Genomic DNA, 23,944 nt, shown 5'->3' with positions numbered 1-23,944 from the left:
TCGGGTCAGTGCCCCATCGAGTGGCCGATCGCCCAGGGGTAGCCGCCGCTGCCCTCGACGACGCCGTCCGGACCGTGATCGTGCTCGTGATCGTGGGCGTCCTCGTCCGCGTCGCGGCTCACCGCGACGACTTCGTCGACGCGGACGAGCAGGTTCGCGGCTTCGGCCGCGCTGGCGATCGCCCGCTCGGTGACCGCACGCGGCTCGAGGATCCCGCCTTCGACTACGTCGCCGATACGACCCGACTCCGCATCGAGACGCAATCCCGCTGTGTGATCGCCGTCGTGGTGTCTGGCTCGCAACTCGACGAGGGCGTCGATCGGATCCAACCCCGCTGAAGCGGCGAGGATCCGGGGGATCGCTTCGATGGCGTCGGCGAACGCTTCGACGGCGAGTTGCTCCCGTCCAGAGACGGTCGTCGCGTACCCCCGGAGATCACTCGCGACGGAGATTTCCGTCGCACCGCCGCCGGGAACGACGGCACCGTCCTCGATCGTCCGTGTCAGGACGTGAATGCACCCGTCGACGACCCGTTTCGTCTCGTCGGCGACCTGTCGTGTCCCGCCCCGGAGAAGCAACGTCACCTGATCGGCGTCCGTTCCGCCGTCGACGATCGCGACGTCGGTCGGGCCGACGCCGCGGCGCTCGACTCGTCGCGCCCGACCGATATCAGCAGCCGTCAGGTCGTCGACCGTCCCCACTGGACGTGCTCCCGTGGCACGACCGAGCTTTTCGAGTTCGTCCTGACGAGTCCGCTCGACGGCAAGAACGCCATGCTTCGTGAGCAGGTACCGGACCATGTCGTCGATCGCCTTCTGGCAGAAGACCACGTCCGCACCCGCGTCGGTGATCCGGTCGACGTACCGCTCGTAGACCGCTCGCTCGTACCCTCTGAGGTCCTGCAGGTCCGCCGGGGATTCGAGGCTAACCGTCCCCTGTCCAGTCGCCGTTTCGATCGTGAGTTGGTCGTCGACGAGCGCGACGGTGGCCCCATCGAACACGCGGGGGAGGCCGGGTTCGGGCGACACCGGCGTCGTGGACGACGATTCCATGTCGATGACGAGTCCGTCGACGAGTTCCGAGTCGTAGTACGAACTCCCCGGAACCGCCTTGCGCGTGAGCCGTTTCAGATCGACTGTCCCGTCCCGTTCGATCGTGCGGACGGCGTCGACCGTCTGTTTCGCCAGGAAGTCGCTCGCCGCTCGATCCCACTTGCCCGTGATCGCGGTCTGGGCGACGGCTCGAAGCGTGGCGTAATCGTCGGATTCCACCGGTATCGTTCGGTCGGACAGGGTGTCTTGTGCGCGTTCGGCAGCGAGGGTATAGCCCCGTGCAATGGTCGTCTCGTGGAGTCCGTCCTCGAGAAGTCCCTCGGCCTCCTCGAGCAGTTCGCCCGCGAGAACGATCGCCGACGTCGTTCCGTCACCGACCGCTGAATCCTGTTGGGCCGCGACTTCGACGATCGACTTCGCGGCGGGATGATCGATTTCCATTCGATCGACGATGCTCGCCCCGTCGTTGGTCACGACGACCGTCCCGTCCGAACTCACGAGGAGTTTGTCCAGCCCCTTCGGACCGAGCGTCGTCTTGATCGCCTCCGAAAGCGCCTGGGCAGCCGCGACGTTGTCCAGTTGTGCCTCACGCCCGCCGAGCGTGTGGATCCCGTTTCCCCGCGAGAGCACCTGTCGATGGTTGCCACCGTTTGTCATGGCGGTTCGACTGTGTCTCTCACCAGGTGCGACCAAAAAGCTACTGTGGTCCGTCGACGCGACTCCCGAAGCGCCCCCAGGACCCCGATTGGCACCCGGACCGAACTCCGATATCCGACAGGCCCGTACCCGCGGAGGCACGCCCGTTCCGTTTCCGTCGGTGGCACCTCCCGAACACTTACGTGGGTCTCTCTGGTGGCACACGTCTATGAACGACGACGACATCGCGTCCGCGGCGTCTCGCTTCCACGAGGACGTACCACACCAGTTCCAGGTCTCGTTGACGATGTCGATCCAGACCCGCGATCGGCTTCGAGCGATCCAGGACGCACTCAACGACAGCGTCGGAGAGCGAGTGTTCACGACGAACGACGTCATGCGGATCGCACTTCTCGGTGCGAGCCGCTACCACGCGCTGGCGACGGGAGAGCGCCAGGAACTCGAATCCCTCGACGAGGACCAACTGCTTCCGTTGACCGCCCCCGTTCGGGAGGCCCTCGAGGGCGAGGACCTGCTCGACCCCGCCGAGCGGGACTCGAACTGAGGGCGATGCCGATACCTACCGATCGAGCGGCTCAGCCCAGCGGATCGTCGGTGATCGGGACCTGTTTGCGGCCGTCGTGCTCGTCGAGCGCGTCTGGACTGACGTCGAACTCGAAGACGTCCTTCGGGACGGCGAGCGTCGAACAGGCGTTGGGGATGTCGACGATCCCGCTCTGTCTGCCCTGGATCGGGACGGTTCCGAGGATCATGTACGCCTGCTCTCGCGTGTAGCCGAACTTGGTCAAATACTCGATCGCTTCGAGTGCGGCACGCCGATACGCGACGTGAGGATCCATATACCGCTGTTCGCCGTCCTCCGTGACGGAGTAGCCCTCGAAGACGACGTAATCGGTGAAGTTCGGGCCGCGATGCCCCGGTTCGAATATGGGGTGGTCGATGCCGTACTTGTTCATCCCGTCCTTGACGAGTTCGAACTTCACGTCTACGTAGCCAGCCATCTCGATGGCGCCACAGAAGGTGATCTCCCCGTCACCCTGGGAGGCGTGGAGGTCACCGATCCCGAACTTCGCGCCGTCGACGAAGACCGGGAAGTAGATCGTCGAACCCAGCGAGAGGTCCTTGATGTCGCAGTTGCCGCCGTGTTCCCGCGGGGGAACCGTTCTGGCCCCTTCTTCGGCGATGCTGTCGGCGGTGTCGCCGGTCGCCTCGCCGGGAAGGGCTCCGTCGGTGGTCGGCGGCGACGCGACGGGCGGTTCCGACTCGCCGGTCGGGTGATTCTGGATCGATTCGGGATCCTCGGCGTGTTTCTCGATCAGTTCCTGCTCGCGCTCGTTCCATTCCTCGAGCAGTTCGTGGGAGGGAGCGGTGCCGATCAAGCCGGGGTGGATCATCCCCTCGTAGTAGACGTCCGGAATGTGTCTCGAGGAAACGTAGGTTCCGTCGAGATTCCAGATCGCCTTCGCAGCGTCGGGGAAGTGGTCGGTGAGGAATCCGCCGCCGTTCTGCTGGGAAAAGATCCCGGTGAAGCCGAACTCCCATCGATCGTTCAGCGGTCCGATATCGAGAAGCGTCGTCTTCAACAGGTCTCCCGGTTCGGCTCCCTGTACCTCCACAGGGCCGCTCAGGTAGTGGACCTGGTTGAGGTCCACGTCCCGGACCTCGTTCGCGTTATCGTTGTCCTGTATCTGTCCCCCAGTCCAGTCGAGACACTCGAGTCGAACCGTCTCGCCTGGTTCGACCGTGATGACGGTCTCGATCTCCGGATGCCAGCGGTTGAATGGGTTGTCCCCTGGCTGTTCGTCGGGTGGCTCGTCGACGTCCACCTCGAATTGTACTTCGGGCATACGTTACTCCGGGCCGGCAAGCCCATTCGATACGGCCATGAATGCGGCAATAATGCTTTTCAATATACATATCTGGGCTATCGTAAAAGGAAAGTACGATCGGTTCAGGACCAAATACACGTCCCGATGCTGATAGGACGATTCGAGAGGGCTATCGACGTTCCTGGTTCGAGGCGATCACCAGCGGGCTATAGTAGAAACTGAAACGATTTACACACTGATCGCACAGCCGTCCTGCGATCAGGTGTGCATTGACTTTCAGTCGCTACTATCCCACTGCTCCTGTACACGATCCGGGCGCTCTCGCTTGTAGATGTCGTCTCGAACCTCCTGGAACGTATTGATGAGTTCCGCAACGGCGTGCGTGATCGTCTCGAAGTACTCCTCGCCGAGGTCGGCAGTCGCGTCGCTCGGATCGCCCCACGTTCCGGTTTCGCTGACTCGGTAGTACGCACCTTTGCCGATGAGGAGGTGATCCAGCAGCGCCGCAGGGTTCTCGATGTCCTCGGGCAGGTCGGGGTCGTCGGTGGAGGTACTCTCGAGGTCGACGAGGTCCTCGTCGATAGCCATCACTGCGGCCGTCTCGCCGATATTCGCGTGCCACCCGGCGTCGAAGGAGAGGTAGTCCTCCATGTCGTCCGCGCTCAGCGCGTCCCAGTAGGGGAACGCGTACACGTAGTTCTCTTCGGGCAGGTCGTGGGTCGCCTGGTTGGCACCGACTTTCGCCGCCCAGTCGTTCGTGAGGTGACCCGAAACGAAGACGATGTCGGTGAACCCGCTTTCGGCGAGCGAATAGGCGATATCGCGCACCACCGTCGCCAGCGTCCGGTAGGTGAGATAGGTGATGCCATCGTAGCCGGCGTGCATATCCGACGCCCCGTACGATATCGGTGGGCCGACGAGTGCGTCGACGTCCTCGGCGATTCGCTCACAGATTTCGGTCGGGATGAACGCGTCGGTCCCCATCGCGAGATGTTCGCCGTGCTGTTCCGTCGTCCCGACCGGAATCAACGCCGTTGGTACCTCCGTATCCTCGAGATACGCTTTGACTTCTGGATGACGCATTTCGTCGAGTCGGTTCGAGCGTGGCATATTGTGGACTGCCACCATACACCATATAAATCTAGGAGGGAGCTGCGGTCAGCACAGCGACTCCCACGAACGGCGTGTGGCGATCGCTCGCGTTCGAACGGCCGCTCCGCTGGCACTGTCTCGCTCCGGCGGACGCGTCCGGCCGCTCGCAGGTTGACCAAACCGATCTCCGGGTCAACCACTTACAGCGGTCGTCGGACCCTGACTCGATGCGCCCGCAACGGCGTCCTGCTCGTCGTCGCGTGTTACTTCTCCGTTTCGTCGGTATCGCCGTCCGCCCCGTTCTCGTCACCGGTGGAAGTCCCGGATTCGTCGTCGCCGTCGTCGGGGTCGACTTTCATCTCGGACGCGTCTTCCTCGGGTGTCTCCTCGGGTTCGATCGCGTCCGTCTGCGTCGGCTGGGCCTGTTCGGGATCCGGCCCCGTCGCCTCGGACATCTCCTCGGCCATGGCCGAGTCGGAGACGTCGATCGTCACGCTGTCGTCGTCGGTGTCGCGCCGGGGGTCCTCGTCGTCCCCGTCGAGTCCGGGTTTCGGGTGCGACTCCGATTCGTCCCCGTCGTCCGTGAACTCGATTCTCGAGCCTGTGTCGCCCTCGTCGCCGAGCTGCGCCGAGTCGTCTATCTCCCCGCTCGCGTCGATCTGGGACTCTCGCCCGGAGTCGGGGCGCTCGGCGGCTGCGTGGGCCGCATCCGAGATCTCCTTCCCCTCGGTCCCGCCGTCGATCTCGTCGGTACTCGGCTCGAACGTCGATCGATCGTCCGATCGGCGCTGCCGGAGGCCGATCCCGATCAATCCGGCACCGACGACCCCCTTCAGGAGTCCCCGTCGCTGCCCGCGTGCCAGCGACCTGATCCCCGAGAGCAGTACCAGACCCCCGCCGGCCAGCGCGAGCGCCTCGGTTCGACTCCCGCCGGTGGCGGCGGCGATCGCCGAGTTCAGCGGCGAGTCCAGTTCCTCGCGGTCCGCGAGTTGTTCCATCCCGACGTCGGACTGCCGGTCGTGATCTGCGGTCATCGTGACGGACCCGTACTCGTCCCGGACGGTTGAAGCTTGGACCGGCAGGTGCAGAAGACAGCGGACCTACGTCCACTCGAACCGCTCCGGATCGCGGGCGGCGAGCGCCGTTCGCACCGCCGCGACGTTCTCCGGGACGTCGTGGACCCGGATCACGTCGGCACCCCGATCGGCCGCGATCGCGCTCGCCGCGACCGTCGCCTCGGATCGCTCGCCGGCGTCGCGACCGACGTGCCCGAACATCGACTTGTGGGAGTGGCCGACGAGGACGGGACAGCCGAGCGCCGCGAACTCGTCGATCCGGCCCAGCAGTTCGAAGCTCTCGCGGGCCGACTTGCCGAAGCCGATGCCGGGATCGACGACGATGTCCTCGCGATCGATCCCCGCCTTCTCCGCGAGGAGGATCCGTTCGGAAAGCTGGTCGATCACGTCCTCGGCGACGTCGTCGTAGGCGACGTCGCGATCCGGAACGACCGGCGCGTCGATGCTGTGCATCAGCACGAGCCCCGCGTCGTGGTCGGCGACGACGAACCGCATCTCGGGATCCTCGAGCCCCGAGACGTCGTTGACGACGTCCGCGCCGGCCTCGAGCGCCGCCCCGGCGACGGCGGCCTTGCGCGTGTCGATCGAAATCGTCGCGTCGAGATCGGAAATCCGCTCGATCACCGGGACGACCCGATCGATTTCGTCGGCGACCGGGACGGGATCCGCGCCGGGGCGGGTCGACTCCCCGCCGACGTCGATCACGGTCGCGCCGGCGTCGACCATCGTCTCGGCGCGGGCGACCGCGTCCTCGATCGCGTCGTACTCCCCGCCGTCGTGGAAGCTGTCCGGCGTGACGTTCAGGATGCCCATCACGGCCGTCCGATCGTGCCACGGGTATCGGGACCCGGCGTCGTCCCCACTGGTCCCGCCGGTGGGACGATCGCCGTCCGTTTCCGTGGCGGCCTCATCGGCGTCGAGTGCCAGCGTCTCGCGCAACTCGCGGCCGATCTCGGCGAGTCCGTGCGGTTCGTCCGCGAGCGATCCGGTGAGCCGATCGAACTGGTCGAGCGTGCCCATCAGGACGGCGTCGACGTGTTCGTCGTCCCGATCCAGGCCGGCGATCGCACACTCGCCACCGAGGCGCAGCAGGTCCTCCTTGAGGCGCCTCGCCTGCCGTGACTGCAAACTCGTCTTGACGACGCGGTGGACGGCCTCCCCGCGGGTCCGGGCGACGCCGGCCGCGTCGACGTTCGCTCCCTCGAGCGCGTCCGTCGCGTCGTCTACGTCCCGGATCCGCTTCGGGATCTCGGTTCCAGTCCACCGCGTCCTGGCCTCGGCGACGGCGAACAGCGAACCGGAGACCAGCACGCAGTCGTCCGGGTCGCTCTCCGCGAGCGCCGCGGCGAGGGCGTCCTGGACGGCCGGCTCCGTCTCCACGGTCTCGACGCCGGCCCGCTCGAACACCGCGGCGAGCACGTCCCGGTCTTCGGCTCGATCGAGCGGGGGTTCCGTCGTGACGACCCGATCGGGCGTCGGCAACGCGGCGGCCATCTCGCCGTGGTCCTTGTCGTGCATCGCGCCGAAGACGATCGAGAGGTCGTCGTAGTCGTAGCTCCCGAGCGTCTCGGCCAGTTGCTCGCAGGCCCCGGGGTTGTGAGCCCCGTCGAGGATCACCAGCGGCTCGGTATCGATCACCTCGAACCGGCCCGGCCAGTGGGCGCTTCGTAGGCCCCGTTCTACGTCCTCGTTCGTAACGTCGGCGACCTGCCGGGCGAGGACGGCGGCGATCCCGGCGTTCTCGGCCTGGTGGCTCCCCGGGAGCGGGATCCGGGTCTCGAGGTCCCACCCCTCGGCGTCGATCGAGACGGCGGCCTCGGTGTGGTTCGCCAGTCCGCCGTAGGCGACGCGAACGTCTGCGGCCGAGTCGGTGTCGACCGTGACGACCTCGCCGGCGACCTCGCGGATCGCGTCGAGCGGGTCGCCCGTCACGCCCGTCACCAGCGGCGCGCCGTCCGGGGCGACGTGGGCCTTGTCGCGGGCGATTGCCTCCTCCGTATCGCCGATGATCCCCGTGTGCTCCAGGGTGACGCTCGTGACCGCGCTGGCGACCGGATCGACGACGCTGGTCGCGTCGTACTTCCCGCCGATGCCGACCTCGAGGACGGCGACGTCGACGTCCTGCTGGCCGAACTGCCACAGCGCCATCGCGGTCATCGTCTCGAAGAATGTCGGCGATTCGCCGTCGGCACCGCGATCGGTGACGTACTCCCGGACGTCCGCGACGTACTCGGAGACGGCCGATCGGGGGATCTTGCGGCCGTCGACCCGGATCCGTTCGCGCAGGTCCTCGAGGTGTGGCGACGTGTAGAGCCCGACCGAGAGTCCCGCCTCGCGCAGCGTTCGCTCGACCATCCGCGCCGTGCTCCCTTTCCCGTTCGAGCCGGCGACCTGGACGCAGTCGATCGACTCGTGGGGGTCATCGAGGTGGGCGAGCAACTGCGCGGTCGACTCCGTCCCCGGCTTCGGACGGAAGCGCCGCAGACCGAACAGAAAGTCCGCCGCCTCGTAGTACTCCATACTCGAACCACAGAGTCTGCCCGCTTTAGGGTGTCGGACTCGGGTTCGACGCCCGAAATCGATCCACCGACGTCGGTTTCCGACGCGATCGTTCGATCGAATCCGCCGACGTGTTCGCCGTCCGCGCCCCCGTCGGTCGCGGCATCTGGCTCGCCGCAGATGGCCGATTCGCTGTTGTATGCGACGCGAACGCGATGCCGTCGGGCCGTGACGACGATCAGTCGTCTTTCGGCTGGCCCCAGTACTCCTGGCGCTGCGGACGGTCGGTGATCGCCTGGACGTCGATCGGCTCGTCCTTGGCCGCCCTGGCCTCGAGGGCCGCCTTCGCGGACGTCTCCGTCGAGAAGTAGGTGACTTCCTCCTCGACGGCGACCTCGAGCAGGTCGCGGTCTCGGGAAATGATCAGGTCCACCTCGCCCTCGCGGACGGCCTGGATCAGGTCGACCGCTTCACAGAGGTCGTAGTACTCGGTGAAGCCGGAGACGAGTTCCTCGCCGGCCTCGCTGCCGGGGTCGGGGAACTCGTCGGCCGAGAGGTCGACGACGATCGTTCCGTCCTCCGGGATCGGCTTCCCGACGGCGTCCTGTGCCTTGTCGTAGGCCTTGCCGAACGTATCGGCGGTGCCCATGACCTCGCCCGTGGACTTCATCTCGGGACCGAGACGCGGGTCGGAGCCGGGGAGGCGATCGAACGGGAGGACGACCTCCTTGATCGAGGTCTGGGTCGGAACCTGCTCCTCGACGCCGAGGTCGGAAAGCGACTCGCCCGCCATCACCTTCGCGGCGATCTTGGCGATCGGGACGCCCGTAGCCTTCGAGATGAACGGGACGGTGCGCGAGGAGCGCGGGTTCGCCTCGAGAACGTAGACGGTGGGTTCCTCGTCCGGGTCGTCTATACCAGTCACGGCCAACTGGACGTTCAGCAGGCCGACCGTGTCGAGCGCCCGGGCGATCTCCTCGGCCACCTCGCGGACGCGGCGGTTGACGTCGCGGCCAAGCGAACGCGGCGGGATCATGCAGGCCGAGTCGCCGGAGTGGACGCCGGCGCTCTCGACGTGTTCCATGATGCCGCCGATCAGGACGTCCTCGCCGTCAGCCACGGCGTCGACGTCGAGTTCGACCGCGTCCTCGAGGAAGTCGTCGACGAGGATCGGCTTGTCCGGGCTCACGCGGACCGCTTCCTCGATGTAGGTCTCGAGTTCGGCGTCGTCGTAGACGACGTCCATCGCGCGGCCGCCGAGCACGTAGGAGGGGCGCACGAGGACGGGGTAGCCGATCTCGTGGGCGAGTTCCAGGGCTTCCTCCTTGGAGAAGGCAGTCCCACCCTCGGGCTGGGCGATGCCTAGCTCGTCCATGAGCGCGTTGAACCGATCGCGGTCCTCGGCGAGGTCCATCGCCTCGACGGAGGTGCCCATGACCTCGCAGTCGAGTCCGCGGCGCTCGAGTTCGTCCTCTAGCGGTTCGCCGATGTTGACGGAGGTCTGGCCGCCGAACTGGACCATCACGCCGTCCGCGCCGGTGGCCTCGGCGACGTCCGCCACTTCCTCGGCGGTGATGGGCTCGAAGAACAGCCCGTCGGAGGTGTCGTAGTCCGTCGAGACCGTTTCGGGGTTGTTGTTGACGACGTGGGCCTCGATCCCCTGCTCGCGCAGGGCCTGGACCGCGTGGACCGAACAGTAGTCGAACTCGACGCCCTGGCCGATGCGGATCGGGCCGCCGCCGACGACGATCACGCTCTCGACGTCCCGATCGACCTCGAGTTCGCCGGCCGCGGCGTCGCCCTTCAGCGGCCCCGACTCGAACTCGTTCTTGCGCGCGGAGTAGTAGTACGGGGTCTGTGCCTCGAACTCGCCGGCGCAGGTGTCGACCTGCTTGTACGTGCGGCCGGGAACCGACTCCTCGACGGTGCCGACGTCCGCGCCGGCGGTGGCGGCGATCGTCGCGTTCGTGTGGCCGGCGATCGCGGCCTCCGTGAAGTCGCCGTCCTGGGCGGCGACGCTGGCGTCGGCGATCCGCTTGAACCGCTCGACGTACCACTCGTAGATGTCCGTCAGTTCACAGACCTCCTCGACGGTGTAGCCGCGTTCGAACGCCTCGAACATCGCGTACGGGCGATCGGGCGTCGGCGTCGCGAGGTGCTCGGACTCGAGTTCCGCGTCGCTGACCGCGTCCCAGTCGACGTCGGGGTCGTACTCCGAGGAGCGAAGCGCCTTGAGCAGGCTCTCCTCGAAGGTCCGGCCGATCGCCATCGCCTCGCCGGTCGACTTCATCGCCGTGGTCAGTTCGAAGTCGACGTCGTCGAACTTGTCCTTGGGCCACCGGGGCACCTTCGTCACGACGTAGTCGATCGCGGGCTCGAACGCCGCCGTGGTCTCGCCCGTGATTTCGTTCTCGATCTCGTGGAGGCGCTTGCCGAGCGCGACCTTCGCGGTGACGCGGGCGATCGGGTAGCCGGTTGCCTTCGAGGCGAGCGCCGAGGAGCGGGAGACGCGCGGGTTGACCTCGACGACGCGGTACTCGCCGCCGGGGGTGCCGTCGTCGCGCCAGGCAAACTGGATGTTACAGCCGCCCTGAATCCCGAGTTCGCGGATGACGTCGAGCGCCGCGGTGCGCATCTCCTGGTGGCCCTCGTCGGGGACGACCTGCGAGGGCGTGACGACCGTCGACTCCCCGGTGTGGATGCCCATCGGGTCGATGTTCTCCATGTTGCAGATAATGATACAGGAGTCGTCGGCGTCGCGCATGACCTCGTACTCGTACTCGACCCACCCGGCGATCGATTCCGTGATGAGGACCTCGCTGTTCCGGGAGAGGCGCAGTCCCTTGCGGACGCGCTGGAGGAGTTCGTCCATCTCGTGGACGACGCCCGACCCCGACCCGCCGAGCGTGTACGTGGTACGGGCGATGACCGGCAGCCCGCCCACGTCCTCGACGGCGGCCTCGACGCGGTCTTTCAGGTCGTCCTCGGTCAGTTCCGAGACTTCCTCGCCCTCGTCGAGCGAGATGGTGGTCGATCGCGGCACGGGCTGACCGATCTTCTCCATCCGCTGGCGGAAGAGGTCGCGGTCCTCCGTCGCGTAGATCGTATCGAGGGGCGTCCCCATGATCTCGACGTCGTGCTCCTCGAGAACGCCCTCCTCGGCGAGTTCGGCCGTGACGTTCAGGCCGGTCTGGCCGCCCAGGCCGGCGATAACGCCGTCGGGTTCTTCCTTGCGGATGATCTCGGCGATCGCCTCCGTGGTGATCGGTTCGATGTAGACCCGGTCGGCCATCTCCGGGTCGGTCATGATCGTCGCGGGGTTCGAGTTGACGAGCACGACGCGAGCGCCCTCCTCCTGGAGCGCGCGACAGGCCTGCGCGCCGGAGTAGTCGAACTCCGCGGCCTGCCCGATCTGGATCGGTCCACTCCCGATCAGCAGGATCGTGCGTCCGTCCCCTGCGCCGTCCCCGCCGTTCGTCCCTTCGGCGGCGTCCTCGCCGCGCTGGTGGTCCGTACTCATTGGTTCCTGTCAGTCCGAAGTTCGCACATCGTAATAAGCCCCACGATACAGTACGAATCTCGAAACACCATTTCGAAATTCGAACCTGGGTCGTGACGTGCTCTCCGGCGGTTCCAGCACGCCGGGTTCTCGTCAGCCCCCGGCGACGCCGGTCGACGCGATCGGACACCCTGGCCCGGGATCACGGCTGTCGTATCACAGCGGGCCAAACGCGGTGCGTCGTTCGCCGTCTCCGTTCGAAACTGACGAGATAGCTTGCGCTGGCGCTCGCCGTACGTCTTCGTCACGATCCGTCCTCTGCGCCGACCGGCCCCGGACGGCGATTCACGAGGACCTCGCGGAACGGTGACGAGGCAAGAACGATCGTCTCTGACGTCGTCGAGACCCACGGCTGGTCGATTGAGGTCGGCGAGAGCGACGCGGGCGCGTCCGGTTCGACGTGACGATTCCCGACGATGGGGATCCAGTCGCCGGCTGAGCGGCCCTCTCGTGCTCTAGAGCGCCCGATCGTGTTCGCTCTCGAATTCGCGCTGGCGACGGTACTGATCGACGAACTCGCTCACGTCGAACTCGAGCATCTGTGACTCGAACTCGGTGACGGCGTCGTCGTCTTCGGCGTGGCTGATCGCGTGCTCCATGAGTTCGACGACGAGTTCGACGACGATCTCGTGGAGCCGTCGCGAGTCGAAGTCCGTGACCCACAGCATCGTGTAGCCGACGGCCCCGTCCTCCGCGGCGTCGTGGACGGCGACCTTCTCGGGGAACTCCTCCATGACGACGCCCATCAGGTGCGGAGTCCCGAACTGGTCGAACTCGTCGTCGGTGTCGATGGTCTCGCGGAGCACGGCGACGAGCGACTCGGGGAAAAAGCGAGAGGGGGGATGGACGTCGGTGACGACGGCGTGGGTGTCGCCACAGCCGCAGGTGTACTCGCGCATACCGAGGTCGATCGTGTGCGGGTCGAGGGTCTCCCCACAGGGAAGTTCGAGATGCTCGTCGCGGGGACCCGGGACGCGGGGTTCTGCCATCGGTCACGGTTCGGCCGGCGCGGCCATAAGGGCGACGACTCGGGCGATGGCGGCGTGACCGCTAGACGAGTCGAGAAGACGGCGCCGTCGCTCAGGGCCAGTCGTCCCGGACCGGTTCGGTGTCCGCCTCCTCGGTCTCGACGTTCGCGGCCAGCACCCAGTCGGCCGCCTCGGCGGCGTCCTCGATCGCGAGGTACTCCCAGTCGACCGTCTCGGCTAGCCGTTCGTCCTCCTCGTCCACGCCGACGAAGACGTGTCGATCAGTGTCGAACTGTCCTTTGACGCCCTCGAGACTCTCCTGTTTCCCGCGGGGGCCGGAGAAAAAGTCCTGGCGGATGCGGTTCTTGCGCGTGAAGTTCGTGACGACGTAGGTCGGCTTCTCCGAGACGACGCCGATGTACTCGGTCCAGCTTCTGGCGTCTTCGAAGACGGTCTCCGGCGATGCGAGCTCTTTCAGCGCCTCGAGCTCGAACGCCAGCGTCATGTCGCTGTCGCCGTTCATACGTCATCGAAGGCGGGCACCCGGGAAAACGGCTTCGATACCGCCCACCTCGAACGGGTCGCCGGGCCCGCTAGACGCGATCGACGCGGTAGTAGTCGGTAAAGACGACGACGTCGCCCGGCTCCAGACCGGTCCCGGCAGCGGGCAGCGACCGATCGGTCTCGATCGCGCTCCAGAGGGCGGACAGCGTTTCCTCGTCGAACTGATCCACGTGTCGAACGGTCGCGTTCGCGTCGACTGTCGCTACCGGTCGGAGTTGCAGCGTCCGACCGCGTCCGGAGAGCTCACTGGAGGCCATGTCTATAGGTACCAAATAACACACTTTGGCATAAGCGTTCCGCCGCACGACGGTCCGCCGAAACCCGGTGACTGTTCCGATCGACTGGTCGATTCCAATCGATGTGTCTCTTTGCCTCGCTGAACGACACACGTTGGATATCCAATATGTAATAAGTCTCGAACGTAGTTGAAATGCGTACAATGGCGTCTTAGGACGAGGGGCGGCGATATAATACGGAATAAGCGGTCAAAATTTCGCCCACAAGCCTTAATTATAATTAACACTGAACGTTACAGCCATGTCACCCCCACGGCATCCGACGGGAACTGGCGACGGTAGAGACGCGTTGCTAACACGGACGGAAGACTGCGGAGGGTGCCGCTGATGTTCGACGTATCGAGACGCCGCTTACTGCGAGCCGGTGCCGCGATCGGGCTCGCCGGTGTCGCCTCGTCGAGTGCAACCGCGGACGAGGGTCACGACGATATGGGGCCCTCGTACGAGGAACACTCCTCGCCGGAACTCGAGAAGTACGCACACGAACTCTCGATTCCGGAGGAGCGAACGGCCGACGGAAAGCGACGCGGCGCGGACTACCACGAGATCCCGGTCGAAGAAACGACCCACAGCTTCCATCCGGACCTTCCCGACACGACGATCTGGGGCTACGACGGGCAGTTCCCCGGACCGATCCTTTCGGCACGGAAGGGACAGCGCCTCGCGATCGAGTTCGACAACAGCGGGCTGCCCAGCGAACACCTGTTCAACGTCGACGAGCGGATCGACGGAACCACGTCGGAGAACTACGTCGGCTACGACGGCTCCGTGCCGGAGGTCAGGAGAGTTACGCACTTCCACGGACTCAAGGTCGACTCGGCGAACGACGGCCAGGCCGAAATGTGGAGTTCCCCCGACGAAGTCACTGGGCCGCGATACGCCGGTCCAGTCCAGGAACTACCGAACCGTCAGGACAGGCTGACCTCGATGTACCACGACCATGCCCGTGGTATCTCCCGGCTCAACAACTACGCCGGGCTGGTCGGTCCCTACCGGATCAAGAGCAAGCAGGAAGAGAAGTTGAACTTGCCGGACGGCGAGTACGACGTCCCGCTCGTGCTGGCGGACCGATCGTTCACCGAGGACGGCGAACTCTTCTACCCGGACATGTTCATGGCGAACGTCGCCGGGGACGTCGCGACGGTCAACGGCGCCGCATGGCCGTACATGACGGTCAAACCGCGCACGTATCGCTTCCACATCGTCAACGTCTCCAACGCACGGACGTACGACCTCTCGCTGAGCGAGGGCGGCCACGACGGCCACGGTGGCGAAGAAGACGATCACCACGAAGACGTGCCGGCGCTCCACCAGATCTCGGCTGGCCACGGCTTCCTCGAGGAAATCGTCGAGATCGGCCACCACGGCGACATGGAGTCGCTGGTGCTCGCTCCGTTCGAGCGCGCCGAAGTCATCGTCGACTTCTCCGAGTACGCCGGCGAGACGTTCACCGTGACCAACGACGCCGCGTTCCCGTACGAGGGTCCCACGGATCACGACGACGGCGGCCACGACGATGGTGGTCACGACGATGGCGGTCACCACGGCGACACGGATCACCCCATGATCCACGAGATCATGCAGTTCCGCGTCGCCGACGAGGTGAGCGAACCGGACACCAGCGCTGACCCGACCGAACTCTCGCTCCCGAACCGTTCCGGTCCGAATCCGGATACGGCCCGGGAGACTCGCGAGATCACCATGGAGATGGTGATGCCCGGCATGGACGACGGCGACATGGGCGGCATGAACATGGACGGCGGGATGGACATGGACGAGCCCATGCTCCACACGCTCAACGGCAATCGCTGGGGCGATCCCGTGGAGATCAAGCCACAGCTCGGCTCGACCGAGATCTGGGAGCTCAAAAACGAGGACGACCACACCCACCCGATCCACCTGCACCTCGTCGAGTTCGAGGTCATCGATCGCGAGTGGCACGACACCGACGGGGGGTCGCGACCGCCGCACCCGAACGAGCGCGGGGGCATCGACGTCGTCAAAGTCAATTCGGACGAGACAGTCAGGATCGCCGTCACGTTCGAGGGCTACACCGGCCGGTTCCCGTTCCACTGTCACGTCCTCGAGCACGAGGAGCACGACATGATGCGTCCTTTCGAAGTCGTCAGCGGAACTGCCGGCGACGATCGGTCCCGAAACGGCGGCGATCACCCGGGTCGAGGTCACGGACGTGGCCGAGGCCACGAATGAGGACTGTGACTCCGGGCACCCCCTGCTGACCGGGTCGACGTCGCTGTCGGTGCGAATTCGGTTTCCTTTTCTGAAGTGCCGTCGACGACGGCGTCGAAGTCAATCGACTCGAACGCCGACATCGATCGCCCGCAGTCGAGAGTGAAACTCGATGCCGGCTGATTACGGTGGAGGCGGTCGGTCAGTTCCGTCGCGGTGTGCTGGAGTCGAGAACGGCTTCGCGGAGCTACTGATCCCTGCCGTTCGATTCCGCGTCCGGTGGCGACGCGTCACGTTCGTCGGACCCGTTCGCCGAATCGACCCGATCGACGAACGAAAACACGTCGTCACCGTCGTCGCTGACCGACGCTTCGTCGCCGCCGATCGCGGTCTCGGGCTCGGCTTCGGTCTCGAACTCGGCTTCGGTCTCGAACTCGTCGAGTTTCGCGGACAGCTCCGACGCCTGTTCGGAGAGGGTATCGATAGACCGAGTCACCTCGGTGAGCGCGGTGGTCTGTTCTTCGCCGGCGGCCGCGACGGTTTCGGCCTCGTCGGTGGTTTCCCTGGCGATCGTCGCCGCCTGGTCGACCATCGAGACCACTTCCTGGGTCGACGCCGCCTGCTGTTGGGTGGCCGCAGAGATTTCCTGCACGCCGTCGCTCGTCTCGTTCGCGTACGCCGCGATATCTTCGAGGACCGCCACAGTATCCTCGACGGCATGTCTGTGGTGGGCGATTCGTTCGCGCGTCTGTCGAACTTCGCTGGCGGTGCGGTCGGTCTCCGATTTGAGTTCCTCGATTCGCGCTTCGATGTCGTTCGTCGCCTCCTTCGTATCCTCGGCGAGGTCCTTGACTTCCTCTGCGACGGCCGAGAATCCCTCCCCCGACTCGACCGATCGCGTAGCCTCGATGTTCGCGTTCAGGGCCAGCATGTTCGTCTGTTTCGTCACTTTCGTGATGTACTCGACCAGTTCGTCGATCTGAGCGATCTCTTCCTCGAGCGATTCGATCGCGTCGATCGTTCGGTCGGCGTCGGCCTCGACCTCGTTCATCTCCTCGATGACTTCGCTCGCGACTTCCCGCCCCTCTCTGCCGGTTTCCGCGGTCTTCCCCGCGAGGTCGGCCAAGTTGTTCGACGAGGCGGCGATCTGTTCGGTCGTCGTCGACAGATCGTTCATCTCCCTGTTGACGGTCTGGAGGTTTTCGCTCTGCCGCTCCGCGCCGTCGGAAATCTCCTGGATCGATTCCGTCACCTGTTCGCTCGCCGAGTGAACTTCTTCCGTGCTCGCGGTGACCTCCTCGCTCGAGGCGGCGACCTCGTTTGCGAACCGTGAGACGCGATCGACTGTCCCTTCGATCTCGGAGATCATCTGATTGAATTCGGCCGCGATATCGCTCATCGCCTCGCTCTCGCTCTCGGGAGCCATTCGCTGCGTGAGATCTCCGTCCCCGCAGGTTTGCATTACCTCGGCGTACTCGTCGGCTTTCTCCTCCAGATGGTCGTTGAGACGATCGGTCCGGGCGCGGGCATCTTCGGCCTCCTGAATGCGTTCGCGAAGGGCGGTTCGCATGCTGTCGAACGCGTCGTACAGTTGGCCGATTTCGTCCGTTCGGTTCGTCTCCAGTTCCGCATCGAGGTTCCCCGATTCGAGCTCCGACGCCCGTTCGGCCAGCCGTTCGAGCGGCCGGGTCGTATTTCGTCCGATGACGACGCCGACAGCACCGAGCCCGAGCACCGAAAGGACGACCAGCGCGATCACGGACCGTTCGATTTCGTTCTGCAGGGCGTATGACGATTCGGCAGGGACGTGGGTCATGATCACCCAGTCCATCCCGGGAACCGATGCGTACCCCATCGTCATCTCCCCCGTGTGTCCGTGGCCGACCTCCATTTCCATGTAGCCCGTCTCCCCCTCGAGTCCGCGCTCGACGGCCATCGAGTCCACGCCGAATTCGTCGTCGGAACCCATATTCTGGGTATTGATGTCGTGGGTGTGATGGCTCATCACGACCGTCCCCCGGGAATCGACGATGTGGGTGAACGATCCGTCTGCCGTGGACGGCCGTTCGAGTTGCTGGGTCTGGGATTCCAGGTCGACGACCAGGACGATCGCCCGATCGGGGTCGTCCGGTACCTGGCTGACGAACGCGATCGACTGCGTTTCCGTCGTCGGGTCTTCGTAGGGGTGCGTGACGATCGTGTCTCGCTCGCTCTCGAACGAGAGACCGTCGACCGCCCACTCGACGTCCGCGTTCCGGTACTCGGCGCCGGTGGCCTCGTCGCTCGTACTGGCGAGTACCTCGCTTTCGGCCGTATCGTAGTAGTGAATCGCGGCGACGGGGGCCGACGATTCCTGCTGTTCGTCCCGGAGATACGTCTCGATTTCCGAATTGTCGCCACCGCCGACAGGACCGGATTCTGAGAGGTATCTCGTCTTATCTCGCGTCTGATCGATCCACTCTCCGAGAGTGTTGGCCTGCAGGGTCGTCGACTGCTTCATGTTCTCCTCGGTGCTCTCCTGGAGCGCCGCTCCGGTCTGGATGTAGATGACTCCCCCGATACTCGCGATGAGCACCAGCACGAACAGGAACAGTATAGCCAGCTTCCGTGAGAAGCGACTTCGGATCGCCCGTGATGGAGACTCTAAAATGCTCGCGTCCATATCCAGACCCAACAATACAGTAAGCAATTAAGAGAATTGTGTTTCAGTGAAGCGTCACGATACTCTCGTAGAAATTCCGGGGATCGATAGAGCACACTCTGAGGGCGCCGTAAATCGACTTCGGACGGCTCTCAGGTACCGTTCGTCCCCACGTTCGACGAGTGAACGCTCCGCTGATACGTACTTGCGCTCCGAAAACGGGGTCCGGCGGGCTGAGGTCATCCCTAGTCGTGTCGAGCGTCTCGTCGGATCCGAAATTCGCAACCGAGACGAACGGTTTCGTCGAGAACGGGCGGCGAGCGTTACTGTTCCTGAGGCGGGGCGAGTTCGTCCAGGTCGACGGTTTCGGAGAGCAGGACCTCCTTCTGGTCGGCGACGACACGCTGTTCGCGCATCAGTTGCTTGAGTTTGCTCTGGGGAGCGAGGTCGCCGATGAGAACGCCACCGACGACCTTGCCGTCCTTGAACGCGATGCGACGCCACTCGGTGTCGCTGTACTTGCGCTCGGCGTACTCGTCGCCCAGCGTCGGGTGGCCAAAGGAGAGGAACGGGAAGTCGAAGTGCGTGATCGAGTACGAGGAAACCCACTCGAACTCCTCGGCCTCGTCGTCCGCGGCCATGTTGACGGCGGCGACCCGGCCCTGTTCTTTCGCGGAGCCCCACGACCCGTTCTGGGCCTGTTCGCCGAGCAGGACGTCGTAGAAGCGGGTGATGTCACCGGCGGCGTAGACGTCGTCGACGCTGGTCTGCATGTACTCGTCGACGAGAATCCCGTTGTCCTGTTCGATACCGGCTCCGCGGAGGTACTCCGTGTTGAACGTCAGCCCGATCGCGACGCCGGCGAAGTCACACTCGTAGCGATCGCCGTTCGGGTCGACGGCGGCGGTGACGTGGCCGTCGTCGTCGGTCTCGAAGTGGTCGACGCCGCTGTCGAAGACGGGTTCGACGCCCTTCTCGCGCATGCCCTCGTGCATGATCTCGGCGCCCTCTCCCGAGAGCGCGTACCGCCACCAGCGATCGCCGCGCATGAGATACTTGCCCTCGACGTCCTGGGAGCCACAGACGGCGGCGAAGTCGATCCCGAGCAGGCCGGCGCCGACGATGACCGCCTCGTCGGCCGCCTCGGCACTCTCGCGGATCTTCCGCGCGTCCTGGAACGTCCAGAAGTGGTGGATCCCCTCGGCGTCGCTGTTGTCGACCGGGAGCTGGGTCGGCGTCCCGCCGGTCGCGATCAGCAGTTTGTCGTAGGGGATCTCCGCACCCTCGTGCGTCTGCACGGTCTTCGACTCCGTGTCGACGCTCGTCACGTGGGTGTTGAGCGAGAGGTCGATGTCGCGTTCCTCGTACCACTCCTCGTCGTGGATCGAGATGGGGGCCTCCGGGAGCTTTCCTTTCGCGTGCTCCTTGATGAGAATCCGGTTGTACAGAGCTTCCCCCTCATCGGTGATGACGGTAATCGACGACTCCGGGTCTTCTTCCCGGAGGGTCTCGGCGGCCGAACTGCCCGAGATCCCGTCACCGATGATCACGTACTGGGTCATACCGTGTCCGTTCGTAATGCGGGTTAAAGTGGGTTGCTATCTCGTTCATTTTGCCAGTCTCCCTGAACTGCGACAACGATCGTCCGCCGGCGAGCGCATTCACGCTCACGATCGAAACTTCGATCCCGATATATGACGGGTGTTCCGACCGCTCGTTCGATCGGCCGCGATCGATCCCGTGGCTCCGTGAGTCCCCGATCGGCCTGGATGCAGCGTCGTTCGCCCCCTCCGAACCGTTCTTGAGGGACGACTCCCTAGACGCGTCCATGAAGATTCGCCAGAACGCGCGTCACTTCGCCTCGCGGAAGGCCCTCGAGATCCCGGGCGTTCGATCGGTCACCAGGTCGGGGCTGGTCCGCCTTCACACGTCGGTGTTCACGAAGAAGGCCGACCCCGATCACGCCGACGAGCGCACCGATCGCCTCGACGCCTTCTTCGACGCGACGATGGACACCTACCTCCGGGCGCTCCAGGACGGCTACTCCGAAGCCGAGGCCCGGGAGATCACCCACGTCCAGGCCAACTTCGACTTCTACAACCACGGCTGGACCGAGATGATGGAGTTCCCCGCCGACGAACTCGACGATCACTACGATCGCTACCGGGACTTCTTCGAGACGTGGGGGATCACGATCGACGACCCGCTCGGCCAGTTCGCGCCGCCGGAGGGACTCCCCGACGCCCCCTCGACCCCGGAGAAACTCGAGGAACCCGAACATCCGTACGCCGAGGGCGGGTTCGCGGACGACGTTTACGTCGAGACCGCGGACGGCGATCTCGTCGTCGGCGGGCAGGAGGAACCCGACGACGTCGACGTCACGCGGGCCGTCGGCGTGGACGGTGAACCCAACGACGCGACCGAAGACGACTGATACGGATTGCTGTACCGACGTCCCGGTGCAACCGCAGATGGGTCGCGGTTGCGCTGGAACTGACACACAGCAGTCCGTCCGCGCGGCTCCGGGTTGCGGATCGATTCGCTCGCCAGCACTCGATCGGTTCGAACCGTCACTGCGAACGCGTCACCCCGCTCCGGAACGCGGTCGTTTCGAGAGGGCTAAGTATGCGGCCCCTCGCGGTCTCACCATCCACCGAGCATGGCACTGAACCCGAACGATCGATCGATCGCCGGCTTTACGATGGCCGGTCACGCGCTGGTTCACTGGTTCGAGACGTCGATTCCGATCTTCCTCGTCGTCTGGCTCGCCGAGTTCGACGTCGGCGTCGCGCTGTTCGGCCTCGTCGTCGCGCTGGGTTACGCGCCGTTCGGCCTCGGGGCGCTTCCCGGGGGCATCCTCGCCGATCGGTTCGGGACGAAACGGCTCATCCTCGCCTGTCTCGCCGGAATGAGCCTCGCCTTTCTGGTGCTCTCGATCGGGACGTCGATCTACGCGATCGCCGCCGGACTCCTCCTGTGGGGGATCGCCGCCAGCATCTACCATCCGGCGGGCCTCGCGCTGATCAGCACCGGCGTCGAGGACCGCGGGACCGTCTTCGCCTGGCACGGCATCGCCGGCAACGCCGGCATCGCGCTCGGCCCGTTCGCCGCCGCGACCCTGCTCATCGTCCTCGAGTGGCAACTCGTCGCCGCCCTGCTCGCGCTCCCCGGCCTCGTCGCCGTCCTCTACGGACTCACCGCGGAGTTCGATCCCGCCGCAGCGGTCGACGACGACGCCGACGCCGGCCCCGACGAGGCGCTCTCCCTGTCCGACCTGGTCGGCGACTCCCGCGCGCTGTTCGCGAGCGCCTTCGCGATCGTCTTCGTCGTCGTCGCCTTCGAAGGGCTGTACTACCGGGGGATGCTCACCTATCTGCCCGAGATCCTCCACGGCCTCCCGGCGATGGACGCGCTCGACCTGCCGGCGAGTCTCGAGGGGATCGAACCCGCCGACTACATTTACGTCGGCCTGCTGGTCGTCGGGATGGCCGGCCAGTACGCCGGCGGCAAGTTGACGAACCGCGTCGCACCCGCCCGCGGAATGGCGGCGATCTTCGGCGTTCTCGCGGTCCTCGCCGTCGCGTTCGTCCCGGTTACGGGACTCGGACTGGGGGCGATCGTCGTCCTCTGTGGCGTCTTCGGGTTCTTCCTCTTCGCGATCCAGCCGTTCTACCAGAACGCCGTCGCGGTCTACACGCCACCGGACAGTCGCGGCCTCTCCTACGGCTACACGTATCTCGGCGAGTTCGGTCTCGGCTCGGCGAGCATCGCGATCGGCGGCTTCGTCCTCGGCGGCTTCCCGCTGTCGGCGTTTTTCCTGTTGATCGCCGGGTTCGCGGTCGCCGGCGGCCTCCTCTCGCTCGGGTTGGTCGTCGGACTCGATCGGTATCTCGTGACCGGACGCGCGCCGGAGAAACGGCCCGACGTCGACGACTGAACGGCAGGGGTGGCTCAGCCGAATCCGCGAGTGAAACCAGTGGCGCGTCCGACGAATCGGAGGCGGCGACGGACGAACCGGGGTCCACGAACGAGGACGAGGAGGGCGTCGCCGACGACGCCGAAGCCGGCACCTCCGGTGACGTGTTTGCGGCCGGTGAACGCCTCACGGACGACGAGTACGGATATCCGACGCTGTACCTGCCAGCGGCCGTTCTCGCGGTGGGTGACTCCGCCGTCAGAGACGCATCTGCCGTCTGGCTCGCCGATCGCGATCGCGCCCGTCGAGTCGATCGGCACACGCCACTCCGGCGTCGATCGCCCCGCCCAGCCGTCGCTCCGGATAGTGGGGCGCGCTCGCGATTCCGGCGTAGTAGACGCCATCAGCCACGTCGTCGGCGAGATCGATGGGGACGAGCGACGTTCGATAGCTCGCCTCGTAGACCGGCTGGCGGAACCGGGCCGTCTCGACCGTCCGGAGGTCGTTCGGGTCGAACGCCGCGAACCGCTCCGCCAGCGCCTCGATCCACCGGCGCTCGATCGCTCCCGTCGACCGGTCGCGGGCGGCCGCAGTGCCGCCGTCGAGGAGATAGTACTGGTGGTGGCCGTCGTACCGGTCGGCGGGGACCAGCGCTGTGTGCGCGACGAGTTCGTCGAACGGCGCGTCCGCGTCCATCGTCACCCGGTACAGGTCGGTCAGCGCGGTCGTCGTCGCGACGCGGACGCAGGTCCGCGTTTGCATCGGGAGCGAACAGCCGTGTCCCGTGAGTTCAGCCAGTGGGGCCGGCCCCGTGGCGATCACGACCGCGTCGACGGCCCACGTCTCCGTCCCCGACTCGCCGGCCCGATCGACGGTGATCGACTCGACCGCGTCACCGACGGCGACCTCGGTAACGCGTGCGTTCGTGTGGATTCTCTCGGGACCGATCGTCTCGACGAGCGCGTCGACGAGTCGGGCGGCACTGCCCGCGAGGTAGCCACGAATCGGCCGGCCGAAGCGGGTCGTCTCCCGGTCGGCCCGGAGGTGATCGAGAACCCACGCGGCGCTGACGTCGGGCGCGTGGGACCCGAACCGCGCCGCGAGGACGGGTTCGACGAACCGATCGTAGACGCGACTCGACGCGTGCGTGTGGAGAAACTCCCGGGCCGGGACGCCGGCGAACGCGGCGTGGTCGTCGTACGCGCCGCGTTCCGGGAGCGATCGCGGGAGGCCGCTTCCGTCGACGCCGCTCGTCAGTGCCGCCAGCCGCGCGGTGTCGCCGAACGAGAGGTCCGGCAGGGCGAGAAACTCCCACGGCGCGTCGATCGGGTGGACGGTCCCGTCGACGTACCGCCCGGACCGGGTCGGGTGCCACTCGAGGCCGGCGTCCAGCCCCAGGTCGGCGAGCAGGTCGCAGGCCCGGTCGTCCTCCGGGCGGGACAGCGAGACGGGGACGGTCTCGATCGGGTCGCCGTTCGTCACCGCCGTCCGCGCGAGGCCGCCGATCTCGTCGCTCGCGTCGACCACGCGAACGTCGTGGCCACGCTCGGCGAGACGGGCGGCGGCCGCGAGTCCGGAGCAGGTGCCACCGACGACGGCGATCAT

The 23,944-nt window shown here is 65.8% G+C and carries 17 protein-coding genes; 4 read left to right on the top strand and 13 right to left on the bottom strand.

What is annotated here, in order from left to right; all coding sequences use genetic code 11:
• Positions 1 to 5 precede the first annotated feature (5 nt).
• Complete coding sequence (thsA, locus tag MUN73_RS10085) at positions 6 to 1,709, bottom strand: thermosome subunit alpha (protein WP_250140337.1); 1,704 nt, start codon at positions 1,707 to 1,709, stop codon at positions 6 to 8.
• Between the two features lie 208 nt (positions 1,710 to 1,917).
• On the opposite strand from thsA, the gene MUN73_RS10080 reads away from it, so the two are divergent.
• Positions 1,918 to 2,253, top strand: coding sequence for a hypothetical protein (locus tag MUN73_RS10080; protein ID WP_250140336.1), 336 nt, complete (start codon positions 1,918 to 1,920; stop codon positions 2,251 to 2,253).
• 31 nt (positions 2,254 to 2,284) lie between these two features.
• Here the strand turns inward: MUN73_RS10080 and fmdA are convergent, their stop codons facing one another.
• From fmdA to MUN73_RS10040, 8 genes are all read right to left on the bottom strand, one after another.
• Positions 2,285 to 3,556, bottom strand: a complete 1,272-nt coding sequence (gene fmdA / locus MUN73_RS10075; protein ID WP_250140335.1) for a formamidase — start codon at positions 3,554 to 3,556, stop codon at positions 2,285 to 2,287.
• A 258-nt stretch (positions 3,557 to 3,814) separates the two neighbouring features.
• Positions 3,815 to 4,648: a creatininase family protein gene (locus tag MUN73_RS10070; protein WP_250140334.1), complete on the bottom strand. Its 834-nt coding sequence runs from the start codon at positions 4,646 to 4,648 to the stop codon at positions 3,815 to 3,817.
• 245 nt (positions 4,649 to 4,893) lie between these two features.
• Entirely contained in the window at positions 4,894 to 5,664 is a 771-nt protein-coding gene (locus tag MUN73_RS10065; RefSeq protein WP_250140333.1) for an MSCRAMM family adhesin SdrC, read from the bottom strand.
• Positions 5,665 to 5,730: 66 nt separating this feature from the next.
• Positions 5,731 to 8,226: a dihydropteroate synthase gene (gene folP / locus MUN73_RS10060; RefSeq protein ID WP_250140332.1), complete on the bottom strand. Its 2,496-nt coding sequence runs from the start codon at positions 8,224 to 8,226 to the stop codon at positions 5,731 to 5,733.
• A 217-nt stretch (positions 8,227 to 8,443) separates the two neighbouring features.
• Positions 8,444 to 11,725 carry a carbamoyl-phosphate synthase large subunit gene (gene carB, locus MUN73_RS10055; protein WP_250140331.1) on the bottom strand — a complete coding sequence of 1,094 codons (3,282 nt, stop codon included), beginning with the start codon at positions 11,723 to 11,725 and terminating at the stop codon, positions 8,444 to 8,446.
• 494 nt (positions 11,726 to 12,219) lie between these two features.
• The gene (locus tag MUN73_RS10050) at positions 12,220 to 12,753 is read right to left on the bottom strand and encodes a DUF5815 family protein (RefSeq protein WP_250140330.1); all 534 of its coding nucleotides are present in this window, start codon (positions 12,751 to 12,753) and stop codon (positions 12,220 to 12,222) included.
• Positions 12,754 to 12,844: 91 nt separating this feature from the next.
• Positions 12,845 to 13,255 carry a DUF7124 domain-containing protein gene (locus MUN73_RS10045; protein ID WP_250140329.1) on the bottom strand — a complete coding sequence of 137 codons (411 nt, stop codon included), beginning with the start codon at positions 13,253 to 13,255 and terminating at the stop codon, positions 12,845 to 12,847.
• Positions 13,256 to 13,325: 70 nt separating this feature from the next.
• A complete protein-coding gene (locus MUN73_RS10040) occupies positions 13,326 to 13,553 on the bottom strand; it encodes a hypothetical protein (RefSeq protein ID WP_250140328.1) in 228 nt (75 codons plus the stop codon).
• A 366-nt stretch (positions 13,554 to 13,919) separates the two neighbouring features.
• Here MUN73_RS10040 and MUN73_RS10035 point away from each other — a divergent pair, with 366 nt between their 5' ends.
• A complete protein-coding gene (locus MUN73_RS10035; protein WP_250140327.1) occupies positions 13,920 to 15,803 on the top strand; it encodes a multicopper oxidase family protein in 1,884 nt (627 codons plus the stop codon).
• A gap of 226 nt (positions 15,804 to 16,029) precedes the next feature.
• Here the strand turns inward: MUN73_RS10035 and MUN73_RS10030 are convergent, their stop codons facing one another.
• Complete coding sequence (locus MUN73_RS10030) at positions 16,030 to 18,444, bottom strand: methyl-accepting chemotaxis protein (protein WP_250140326.1); 2,415 nt, start codon at positions 18,442 to 18,444, stop codon at positions 16,030 to 16,032.
• Between the two features lie 302 nt (positions 18,445 to 18,746).
• Entirely contained in the window at positions 18,747 to 19,985 is a 1,239-nt protein-coding gene (locus MUN73_RS10025) for an NAD(P)/FAD-dependent oxidoreductase (protein ID WP_250140325.1), read from the bottom strand.
• A 266-nt stretch (positions 19,986 to 20,251) separates the two neighbouring features.
• Here MUN73_RS10025 and MUN73_RS10020 point away from each other — a divergent pair, with 266 nt between their 5' ends.
• Together MUN73_RS10020 and MUN73_RS10015 are read left to right on the top strand one after the other, a co-directional pair.
• Positions 20,252 to 20,857, top strand: a complete 606-nt coding sequence (locus tag MUN73_RS10020) for a DUF6149 family protein (RefSeq protein WP_250140324.1) — start codon at positions 20,252 to 20,254, stop codon at positions 20,855 to 20,857.
• A gap of 225 nt (positions 20,858 to 21,082) precedes the next feature.
• The gene (locus MUN73_RS10015; RefSeq protein WP_250140323.1) at positions 21,083 to 22,360 is read left to right on the top strand and encodes an MFS transporter; all 1,278 of its coding nucleotides are present in this window, start codon (positions 21,083 to 21,085) and stop codon (positions 22,358 to 22,360) included.
• A 14-nt stretch (positions 22,361 to 22,374) separates the two neighbouring features.
• Here MUN73_RS10015 and MUN73_RS10010 read toward each other — a convergent pair whose 3' ends face one another.
• Both MUN73_RS10010 and MUN73_RS10005 read right to left on the bottom strand, forming a co-directional pair.
• A complete protein-coding gene (locus tag MUN73_RS10010) occupies positions 22,375 to 22,659 on the bottom strand; it encodes a hypothetical protein (RefSeq protein ID WP_250140322.1) in 285 nt (94 codons plus the stop codon).
• The gene (locus MUN73_RS10005; RefSeq protein ID WP_250140321.1) at positions 22,598 to 23,944 is read right to left on the bottom strand and encodes an FAD-dependent oxidoreductase; all 1,347 of its coding nucleotides are present in this window, start codon (positions 23,942 to 23,944) and stop codon (positions 22,598 to 22,600) included. Before MUN73_RS10005 ends, MUN73_RS10010 begins: the two co-directional genes overlap by 62 nt.

Source organism: Halosolutus amylolyticus (assembly GCF_023566055.1).
GTDB lineage: Archaea > Halobacteriota > Halobacteria > Halobacteriales > Natrialbaceae > Halosolutus > Halosolutus amylolyticus.
The sequence above is the reverse complement of the archived record's forward strand: the minus strand, read 5'-3'. Positions and strand labels throughout refer to the sequence as shown.

Excerpts from the sequence above, each read along its gene's own strand:
- fmdA (WP_250140335.1), bottom strand. The coding sequence starts at position 3,556 with ATGCCCGAAGTACAATTCGAGGTGGACGTCGACGAGCCACCCGACGAA.
- MUN73_RS10005 (WP_250140321.1), bottom strand. The coding sequence starts at position 23,944 with ATGATCGCCGTCGTCGGTGGCACCTGCTCCGGACTCGCGGCCGCCGCC.
- carB (WP_250140331.1), bottom strand. The coding sequence starts at position 11,725 with ATGAGTACGGACCACCAGCGCGGCGAGGACGCCGCCGAAGGGACGAAC.
- thsA (WP_250140337.1), bottom strand. The coding sequence starts at position 1,709 with ATGACAAACGGTGGCAACCATCGACAGGTGCTCTCGCGGGGAAACGGG.
- MUN73_RS10035 (WP_250140327.1), top strand. The coding sequence starts at position 13,920 with ATGTTCGACGTATCGAGACGCCGCTTACTGCGAGCCGGTGCCGCGATC.
- MUN73_RS10045 (WP_250140329.1), bottom strand. The coding sequence starts at position 13,255 with ATGAACGGCGACAGCGACATGACGCTGGCGTTCGAGCTCGAGGCGCTG.
- MUN73_RS10020 (WP_250140324.1), top strand. The coding sequence starts at position 20,252 with ATGAAGATTCGCCAGAACGCGCGTCACTTCGCCTCGCGGAAGGCCCTC.
- MUN73_RS10065 (WP_250140333.1), bottom strand. The coding sequence starts at position 5,664 with ATGACCGCAGATCACGACCGGCAGTCCGACGTCGGGATGGAACAACTC.
- MUN73_RS10070 (WP_250140334.1), bottom strand. The coding sequence starts at position 4,648 with ATGCCACGCTCGAACCGACTCGACGAAATGCGTCATCCAGAAGTCAAA.
- MUN73_RS10015 (WP_250140323.1), top strand. The coding sequence starts at position 21,083 with ATGGCACTGAACCCGAACGATCGATCGATCGCCGGCTTTACGATGGCC.
- MUN73_RS10025 (WP_250140325.1), bottom strand. The coding sequence starts at position 19,985 with ATGACCCAGTACGTGATCATCGGTGACGGGATCTCGGGCAGTTCGGCC.
- MUN73_RS10040 (WP_250140328.1), bottom strand. The coding sequence starts at position 13,553 with ATGGCCTCCAGTGAGCTCTCCGGACGCGGTCGGACGCTGCAACTCCGA.
- folP (WP_250140332.1), bottom strand. The coding sequence starts at position 8,226 with ATGGAGTACTACGAGGCGGCGGACTTTCTGTTCGGTCTGCGGCGCTTC.
- MUN73_RS10050 (WP_250140330.1), bottom strand. The coding sequence starts at position 12,753 with ATGGCAGAACCCCGCGTCCCGGGTCCCCGCGACGAGCATCTCGAACTT.
- MUN73_RS10080 (WP_250140336.1), top strand. The coding sequence starts at position 1,918 with ATGAACGACGACGACATCGCGTCCGCGGCGTCTCGCTTCCACGAGGAC.
- MUN73_RS10030 (WP_250140326.1), bottom strand. The coding sequence starts at position 18,444 with ATGGACGCGAGCATTTTAGAGTCTCCATCACGGGCGATCCGAAGTCGC.